The organism is Megasphaera massiliensis (assembly GCF_000455225.1).
Taxonomy (GTDB): Bacteria; Bacillota; Negativicutes; order Veillonellales; family Megasphaeraceae; genus Megasphaera; species Megasphaera massiliensis.
In genome coordinates, this window is record NZ_HF954545.1 from 1 (window position 1) to 698 (window position 698).

The following is a 698-nucleotide window of genomic DNA, read 5'->3' on the forward strand; positions in this document are numbered from 1 at the left end:
TACTGGGAGATGTGAAGGGCGAAATACTGTACAATAATTTCCACTATGGCTCGCGGAGCGGCCTGCTATTAGTGGAGGAGAATGGCAGAGGGCCAACCGGCATTAGCGTAGGTCTCGGTGTTGACGGAGCTCAGAAAGGGCTTGTATTCGAAAACGCGGGCGAAGCAGGCTTTGATCTCATTAATTCGCAAATTGTCTCAATTGATGGCGGTGAGGAGACGAGATATGTAGAGATTGGCGAGGAATTCGCTTCCGAGATTCGTTTTTACAGTGCGGATTTCTGGGGCGCTCCGATGTACGGGGTAACCGTGGATAACGGTAATCTGAAGCTGCAAGCGGTCAATTTCCGCAATCCCGGCGATTGGGGCTTTGCCAAGCTAATGAATGAGGGCAAGCTTTACTTGGATAACTCAGTGATCGGCTCTACTAAAGCGCTATTGAATGCGAAAGGCGAGCCGAAATTGTTCGCCCAGTCATCCATTATCAACTCTATCGGTACTTATGTGAAGGAAATGGGACTATGGAAAAACAATCAGACGCATAACGCATTTGCGAAGCCGGCCGAGAGCACGTCCAAGCCGGCGCCGGCAGCAGAAGAGGAGGCAGCCGAGACTCCAGCCCCTACGGAAGCACCGGCTCAAAGCGATGCGAATACCGCTGTCTGGAACTGGGTCTACGCCGGAATTGGCTTAGTCGTC

General features: G+C 52.0%; 1 protein-coding gene. It reads left to right on the plus strand.

The window, feature by feature from the left end; all coding sequences use genetic code 11:
• Positions 1–698 (plus strand): hypothetical protein (locus tag TX77_RS13880; RefSeq protein ID WP_044505071.1); only part of this gene is annotated, 698 nt, incomplete at both ends.